The sequence below is a fragment of the Thalassospira lucentensis genome (assembly GCF_001613805.1).
GTDB classification, from domain to species: domain Bacteria; phylum Pseudomonadota; class Alphaproteobacteria; order Rhodospirillales; family Thalassospiraceae; genus Thalassospira; species Thalassospira lucentensis_A.
In genome coordinates, this window is sequence record NZ_LPVY01000025.1 from 166,770 (window position 1) to 174,502 (window position 7,733).

A 7,733-nucleotide genomic window follows, 5' to 3' on the forward strand; every position below is an offset into this window, starting at 1 on the left:
CCGGATCAGTTAGGCGGGATCAGGCCGAGGCGCGCGGAATGATCTGGAAACCGACATCAATGCTTCTGCTGGGTAATTCCTGATTGCCGATCCGGGCGACAAGGGCGTTGGCGGCCTGTGCGCCCAGATGTTTGCGATCGATATCGACCGTGGTCAGGGCCGGAAGGGTGAAGGCCGAAAAATCCTGATTGCCAAAGCCCATTACGGCAATATCGCCGGGGACGGATATGCCGCGTGACTGTGCCTCGATCAGAACCCCATGCGCCAGAAGATCCGAACTGCACATCACCAGACCATTACGAAAACCACCGTCAATTGCGCGTGCCAGTCCGTTGCGGCCACGTTCGATGGTTGCACCGCTTTCAAAACAGACAGCACCCGGTGTTGTGCCGGTCAGTTTTCCGAAACGGGTGCAGAATGCGTCCTTGCGGCGGAGGGCGCGTTCATCGCCCGCCGATACAGCGATGGCATTGCGATAGCCGCGTTCAAACGCGAATTGCGCCATCTCTTCGCCAGCCCGGATATGGGAAAAGCCGATACAGACATCAATCGGGGATTCCGTTGTATCCCACACTTCGATGACCGGGATGCCAGCCCCCAGCAACATGCGTTTGCAGCCTGCTGAATGATGGATGCCGGTCAGAAGAATACCATCGGGGCGGCGGCTGAGCATCGTTGTTAGAACAGCCTGTTCTTCTTCCTGTGAAAAGCCGGTTTCGGCCATAAGAACGTGGTAGCCCGACCCGCGAATGACATCGATGAAATTCTGCATCAGGTCGGAATAGATGACATTGGTAATCGATGGCACAAGGGCCGCGATCAACTGGCTGCGTTTGGATGCCAGGGCACCGGCCACCATGTTGGGAACATAGCCGGTCAGCTCAATCGCATCCTGAATGCGCTTAAGCGTGTTTGCCGAGACCTTTTTCGGATCATTCAGGGCACGCGAAACCGTCACCTGCGAAACACCAGCCAGCCGTCCCACGGTTTCCATGGTGACCGTGCCGGATTTCAGATCGCCATTTTTCAGGACGTCATTATGTTTCGGTACATTAAGCAAATCGGTTTCTCGTGACAGGTCAATCCGTTATGGATCATTCCGGATATCGGATCGGGTGAGCCCCGAATTCAAACATTACATAAGGCATTCATCGGGGGCAAGCCAACCGTCCGTCACCACAGGCGACAGACGGCTGTGCCGGTGGTTAGCGCATTTTTTTGGTTTTGCGCGATACCATGATCGAAAAGCCGATCGACAGGGCAATCAGCACCCAAAGCAAAACCGCAATCCAGCTTTTGGTAAAGAAGATCGACAATGTGCCAAAAGACTCAAGGCTTTTGACGAAATAGATTTCTGCCGACGGGCCAAGAATGAAGCCGATGATAAAGGGGGCAATTTCAAGGCCGATCTTGTGTGCCAGATAACCAAACAGCCCAAAGATCAGTAGCGTCCAGACATCGAACATCACCCCGTAATTGATCGTATAGGCACCCACCACGCACATCATCAGGATGATCGGAAACAGGATGTTTTTCGGAACCGATACCACCTTGGCGATATGGCGGATGGCAAAGATCATTACGAGGAACATGACAAGGTTTGCCACCAGCATGGCGATGATCATTGCATCCCACGTTACCGGATTATTGCCGATAAACAGCGGGCCGACCTGAATGCCCTGCAGGGTGAAGGCCCCGATCAGGATGGCTGTGGTTGAATCGCCCGGAATACCAAGTGACAGTAACGGCACCAGTGCCCCGCCGGTCAGGCCGTTATTGGCGCTTTCCGATGCAATCACACCGGCCGGTTCACCCTTGCCAAAACGTTCGGGATGGCGTGAAAAGTTCTTTTCCTGACTGTATGCCAGGATCGAAGCCGCACTGCCGCCGACACCGGGCAGAATGCCGACAAACGTACCAATCCCCGAAGACCGGATCAGATTGACGATTTGACCCTTGAAAACCGACAATCTGAACGGTTTGCCCTTGGCGATTTTTACACCCGAAAGTCCCTGTCCTTCGGGCATGCCGTTTTCGGCTTCGATCAGGATTGTTGCCAGACCGAACAGGCCTATCAGAACCGGCAAAAGTGAAAAGCCGCTTTCAAGGTAATATTCAAGAAATTCCGGGACGAGACGCAATTCGCCGTTACCGCCACGCGAAATGTCATAGGCACCGATCAGGCTGATGAAGATGCCCAGAACGCCGCTGAAGATGCCGACCAGAAGGCTGCTGCTGAGTGCTGCCATGACGGTAAGGGCGAAGAAGATGATCAGGAATTTTTCGATATAGGAAAACTTGATCGCGAAATCGGCAAGTGCCGGCGCAAATAGATAAAGTGCCGCGAGGCTGATCAGGCCGCCAATGACCGACGAGATGATGCCGATCTTGAGCGCATTTTCGCCTTCACCGGCCATCGTCATCGGATAACCGTCAAGCGTAGTCGTGATTGATGATGGTGTACCAGGGATATTGAGCAGGATCGCGGGGACAAGACCGCCGGAAATCCCCCCGACATAAAGGCCCAGCAAAAGTGCCAAGCCGTTTTCAAGCCCCAGCGAATAGGTCAGCGGCAAACAGACTGCAACCGCCATGGTCGCTGTCATGCCGGGGATCGCGCCAAAGATGATGCCGATCACCGTGCCAACGGCAACAAGCGTAAAGAACAGCGGTGTCAGGATGGAAAGAAGATCCATGATAAATCTCTTGGGTCAATCCGCGCCTTGGTTCAGGACCTATGGCAGCGAGATATTGAAAAGTTCGGACAGGATGTACCAGACAAGGCTCGGCGCGATGATCGCATTCAGTCCCGCGATAAAAAGCTGTTTGCGTCCGCGTTCATGTAGATACAGCACGCTCATGCCAAACAGATACGGGATCGAGCATAGGTAAAATCCAAGGCCGGTATTGGGAAACAGATCACCAACCGCAGGCATCGCCAGAAAATAGACGACGGTTCCGGCAATCGTTCCGAAAAACCGCATATGGTCTATGCCAACCGGCCACCAAGGGCCATTGCCAACCGCGGCCAACATGGTCTTGCCGCGCGTCACAAGGATGGCAACAAAAAGAATGCCTAGGATGACGGCAATGATGGTCGGGAAAACGGTGTGTGATGTATCGAAATTGATCGACACACCAAGCAGGGAGTCTTGGGACATGGGACGCCTCCTTATTTCGCCTGTCTTTCCATCCATGTTGGGACAGCTGCGGCAAAATGCGAAATTCCGATCGGGTTCGGTGTTTCTGGCCGGGCAGGGCAGGCGAAACCGGCCCGAAGCAATGTCCGGGCCGGATGATGGTCTTAGTTCGTGGCGATTGCGTCGATGATGTGACGGTAATCTTCACGCTTTGCCTTCAGATATTCCGTGGCTTCTGCTGACGGCTTGAAGTTCGGGATAAAGAAGGATGCCTTTTGGGTTTCCTGAATTTCGCCCGCGGCAAAGATTTCGGTCAGAGCCTTGTCTATCGTGGCAATCTGTTCCGGATCCATGTCCTTGTTGAACAGCAGGAAGAATTCCTTGTCGAAGGTGAAATCCTTTTCGCCATCCATGGTGACGCTGACATTCGGGGTGGTGAATGCCAGAAGTTCGTCACGCGTGGTGTCGCCCATGCCTTCCGGGTTTGCCTGTGCGATGGTTTCTTCGCGGGCGGTCAGCCAGATGAAGCGCATGGCTTTCTGGTCGTCTTCCGGAAGCTGGGTGAACTGTTCGTTGGCCTGGACCGAGCCATTGATCACGTCAGCCTGACCATCAAACAGCAACTGGTTTTTATCGGCCTGGGAACCGGTATTGACCGGAACGATGTTTTCCTCAGCACCCGGATGCTGGATTTTCACGGCGTTCTTAAGTGCTGAGAACCCGATTTCCGAAACGCCACCGGCCTGAATGGCAACGCGGACACGCTGTCCGGCGGCGGCAGCGGCAATCACGTCTTCCATGGATTGCAGCGGCGAATTTTTAGCAACGAGATACGCATTGCCCGGGTTGATTGCGACGGTCGGGCCGACCTTGAAGTTTTCAAAGATGTCGTCGTAACCGCGAACGCCATACAGATGCGCAAGATAGGATTGATCATGGAAAATCATGATCGTGGTGCCGCGACTGTCACGTTCCAGCGCCTTGAAAGCTTCGCTGGCGCCGACCGCGTCAACCTTGACATTGATATCGAGTTTTTTGGAGAGCGCTTCGGCGATGATCGCGCTGTTCTGATAGGTGTCGCCACCGGTCGATTTGGAACCGATTACCATGCGGACATTGCCTGGCAGTTCCGATGCGCTGGCGAGAATCGGTGTTGCAACCATGGCGGCCAAACCGGCTGCGGTTGCGAGGGTTTTGAAAAGTCCGGTCATTGTTTCCTCCCGAATGACACGTTCCTGATCGTGGGCTCCTTGCCCATAATGGCCCGGTCGGGGTGGTTCCCGAGGGCAGCACTTTGCTTGTTCTTGTTATTGTCACCTGTAAATTTTCAGGCGATATGAAAGCGCATACATAAATTCATACAAGTCGATTTAACTTCTGTCAATCCCGGAATCTTTGGTCTTTTTCTCTAAGCTTCATCTGGTGAAATACCTGTAAGATAACTTGACAACGGTTTTGTGTATGCGCATACATTGAATCATAAAGGAAATCGCATTGTCCTGTTGGTTCTGCATGTGCATAGTCAACCGACAGGGTGGATACACGGGAGGAACGCCATGTCCGAAAAACAAAAAAAATCTGCCGAAGATCTCAGAAGCGCGCGCTGGTTTGCGCCCGACGACTTGCGTTCGTTCGGGCATCGTTCGCGCCTGATGCAGATGGGCCTTGATCCGGAAGACTGGACCGGTCGTCCGGTTATCGGAATTCTGAATACCTGGTCGGAATTGAACCCGTGCCACGCGCATTTCCGCGAACGTTCCGGTGATGTCAAAAAGGGCGTGCATCAGGCGGGTGGTTTCCCGGTCGAACTTCCGGCGATTTCGGTTGATGAATCTTTCACCAAGCCGACCTCGATGCTGTATCGCAACCTGCTGGCGATGGAAACGGAAGAAATGATCCGCTCCCACCCGCTGGATGGTGTGGTTCTAATGGGCGGTTGCGATAAAACGACGCCGGGTCTTGTCATGGGGGCGATTTCAGCCGGTGTGCCGATGATCTATCTTCCGGCCGGGCCGATGCTGCGCGGCAACTATGCCGGTAAAATCCTTGGTTCCGGGTCGGATGCCTGGAAATACTGGGATGAACGCCGTGCGGGTAACATCAGTGACGAGGAATGGGTGGGTGTCGAAGGCGGCATTGCACGTTCCTATGGTCACTGCATGACCATGGGCACCGCATCGACCATGACCGCGATTGCCGAAGCCATGGGGCTTTGCCTTCCCGGCGCATCGTCGATCCCGGCACCGGATGCCGGTCATATCCGCATGTCGACCCAGTGTGGCCGCCGCATCGTTGATATGGTCTGGGAAGATCTGACGCCCGAAAAAATCGTTACCCCGGCATCGGTTCGTAACTCTGCTGTTGTTGCCATGGCAACCGGCTGTTCGACCAATGCGGTGGTGCATCTTCTGGCGATGGCGCGCCGGGCCAGCATCAAGCTTGATCTTGATGATCTTGACGCACTTGGCCGCACCACGCCGCTGATTGCCAATATCCGCCCATCGGGCAAGGGCGATTACCTGATGGAAGATTTCTTCTATGCTGGTGGTTTGCGCGCGCTTATGGCGGAGCTTGGCGACAAGCTTGATACAAGCGTTACGACCGTTACCGGCAAGACTCTCGGCGAAACGCTTGAGGGTGCGACTGTCTATAATGACGATGTCATTCGTCCGCTGTCCAACCCGGTCTATCACGAAGGATCGCTTGCGGTTCTGCGTGGCAATCTGTGCCCGGACGGGGCGGTGATCAAACCGGCTGCCTGTGATGAACGGTTCCGCAATCATCAGGGTCCTGCCTTGGTGTTTGACAGCTATCCGGAAATGAAAAAAGCGGTTGATGATGAAAATCTTGATATCACGCCCGACCATGTGATGGTTCTGCGCAATGCCGGGCCGCTTGGCGGGCCAGGTTTCCCCGAGTGGGGGATGCTGCCAATTCCCAAGGCGCTGATCAAGCAGGGGCATCGCGACATGCTGCGCATTTCGGATGCCCGTATGTCGGGCACGTCTTATGGGGCCTGTGTGCTTCATGTTGCACCTGAAAGCTATATCGGCGGGCCGCTGGCACTTTTGAAAACCGGCGATATCGTCAAGCTTGATCTTGATAACCGTCGTCTGGACATGCTGGTGGATGAAGATGAACTCGAACGTCGTCGTGCGGCATGGCAAAAGCCCGAGGATCGCTATCAGCGCGGTTATGGCTGGATGTTTGGCAAGCACGTCACCCAGGCAAACGAAGGTTGCGATTTCGACTTCCTATCGCCCGATTTCGGCAAAACCGCGGGCGAGCCGGATATCTTCTGATCCGGTGATGATCGACTGATGACAAACAGGTGGCGCACCCATCGCGCCATCACCAACAGAATTCAGGGACTTTGACCAATGGCACTTTCCAAAGCCGATTTGCGTGGCGTGCTGTCCGGTATTTCCGGCATTCTTGTGACGCCTTATGATGAAAACGGCGATGTCGCGCCGAAAAAGCTTTCGCCGATTATTGACCGTGCGCTGACTGCGGGGGTTCATTTCCCGGTCGTAAACGGCAATACCGGCGAATTTTATGCCCTGACCACGGACGAGGCCATTACCATGGCCAGATCGGTTGCCGAAATGCTTGATGGTCGTGCGCCGATGCTGGCCGGGGTTGGTCGCGGCATTCGTGATGCGGTTGCACTGGCAAAGGCATCGGCAGAGGCCGGTGCCGATGCGCTTATGATCCATCAGCCACCAGATCCCTTTGTCGCGCCGCGTGGTGTTGTCGACTATATTAAACGCATTGCCGATGCATCGGATGGTTTGCCGATGATGCTGTATCTTCGCAACGATACGATTGGCACCAAGGCGATTACCGATCTATGTGCTGTTGAAGGTGTTGCCGGTGTCAAATGGGCGACGCCAAATCCGATGAAGCTGGCCGAGGCGATTTCAGCCTGCGATCCCGATATCGTATGGGTTGGCGGTTTGGCCGAGGTTTGGGCGCCGACTTTCTATGCGGTGGGCGCGCGTGGCTTTACGTCGGGTCTGATCAATGTGTGGCCGGAACGTTCGATGGCGATCCATGCGGCCCTTGAAGGCGGCGATTACGAAACCGCCCGCAAACTGATTTCGGAAATGCGGGCATTTGAAGATGTCCGGGCCGAGGAAATGAATGGTACCAATGTGACCGGAGTTAAATCCGCGTTGCAGCTTCTGGGCAATGACTGCGGTCCGACCCGTCCGCCATCAGCCTGGCCACTGACGCCTGCGCAGCATGACAAGCTTGTCGGTTTCATGCGCGAAAACAAACTTGTGAAATAAGCGCCGGGATATCCCAGCGCAAAGGAGGCACCAATGTCCTATAACCTGACAGGAAAACATCTGATTGCCGGCGAATGGGTCGTAGGCGATCAGACCTTCCAGTCCGAACCGGCCCATGGTCCGGCCAATACTTTCCCGGTCGGCACCCCGGCCATGGTCGATCAGGCCGCCAGGGCCGCCGAGGAAGCATTCTGGTCCTATGGCTATTCCACACGTGAAGAACGCGCGAAGTTCCTCAATAAAATTGCCGACGAGATCGATGCCCGCGGTGCGGAAATCACCGAAATCGGCACCCAGGAAA

Annotated in this window: 7 protein-coding genes; 3 read left to right on the top strand and 4 right to left on the bottom strand. The window is 54.9% G+C overall.

Features of this window, described 5'->3' with window-relative positions; genetic code table 11:
• Positions 1 to 19: 19 nt before the first annotated feature.
• From AUP42_RS21105 to AUP42_RS21120, 4 genes are all read right to left on the bottom strand, one after another.
• Positions 20 to 1,060, bottom strand: a complete 1,041-nt coding sequence (locus AUP42_RS21105) for a LacI family DNA-binding transcriptional regulator (protein ID WP_231858375.1) — start codon at positions 1,058 to 1,060, stop codon at positions 20 to 22.
• Between the two features lie 145 nt (positions 1,061 to 1,205).
• Complete coding sequence (locus tag AUP42_RS21110; RefSeq protein WP_062953573.1) at positions 1,206 to 2,696, bottom strand: tripartite tricarboxylate transporter permease; 1,491 nt, start codon at positions 2,694 to 2,696, stop codon at positions 1,206 to 1,208.
• 39 nt (positions 2,697 to 2,735) lie between these two features.
• Positions 2,736 to 3,161: a tripartite tricarboxylate transporter TctB family protein gene (locus AUP42_RS21115; RefSeq protein ID WP_062953574.1), complete on the bottom strand. Its 426-nt coding sequence runs from the start codon at positions 3,159 to 3,161 to the stop codon at positions 2,736 to 2,738.
• 143 nt (positions 3,162 to 3,304) lie between these two features.
• Positions 3,305 to 4,351 carry a hypothetical protein gene (locus AUP42_RS21120; RefSeq protein WP_062953575.1) on the bottom strand — a complete coding sequence of 349 codons (1,047 nt, stop codon included), beginning with the start codon at positions 4,349 to 4,351 and terminating at the stop codon, positions 3,305 to 3,307.
• Positions 4,352 to 4,696: 345 nt separating this feature from the next.
• On the opposite strand from AUP42_RS21120, the gene araD reads away from it, so the two are divergent.
• The 3 genes from araD to AUP42_RS21135 all read left to right on the top strand — a co-directional run.
• Positions 4,697 to 6,442 carry an L-arabinonate dehydratase gene (araD, locus tag AUP42_RS21125; RefSeq protein ID WP_062953576.1) on the top strand — a complete coding sequence of 582 codons (1,746 nt, stop codon included), beginning with the start codon at positions 4,697 to 4,699 and terminating at the stop codon, positions 6,440 to 6,442.
• A 78-nt stretch (positions 6,443 to 6,520) separates the two neighbouring features.
• Complete coding sequence (locus tag AUP42_RS21130; protein WP_062953577.1) at positions 6,521 to 7,432, top strand: dihydrodipicolinate synthase family protein; 912 nt, start codon at positions 6,521 to 6,523, stop codon at positions 7,430 to 7,432.
• A 33-nt stretch (positions 7,433 to 7,465) separates the two neighbouring features.
• A partial coding sequence (locus AUP42_RS21135; RefSeq protein ID WP_156484675.1) for an aldehyde dehydrogenase family protein occupies positions 7,466 to 7,733 on the top strand: 268 nt, incomplete at its 3' end.

Bases quoted from the DNA above. Each gene is read 5' to 3' on its own strand.
- AUP42_RS21110 (WP_062953573.1), bottom strand. From the start codon at position 2,696: ATGGATCTTCTTTCCATCCTGACACCGCTGTTCTTTACGCTTGTTGCC.
- AUP42_RS21115 (WP_062953574.1), bottom strand. From the start codon at position 3,161: ATGTCCCAAGACTCCCTGCTTGGTGTGTCGATCAATTTCGATACATCA.
- AUP42_RS21120 (WP_062953575.1), bottom strand. From the start codon at position 4,351: ATGACCGGACTTTTCAAAACCCTCGCAACCGCAGCCGGTTTGGCCGCC.
- araD (WP_062953576.1), top strand. From the start codon at position 4,697: ATGTCCGAAAAACAAAAAAAATCTGCCGAAGATCTCAGAAGCGCGCGC.
- AUP42_RS21130 (WP_062953577.1), top strand. From the start codon at position 6,521: ATGGCACTTTCCAAAGCCGATTTGCGTGGCGTGCTGTCCGGTATTTCC.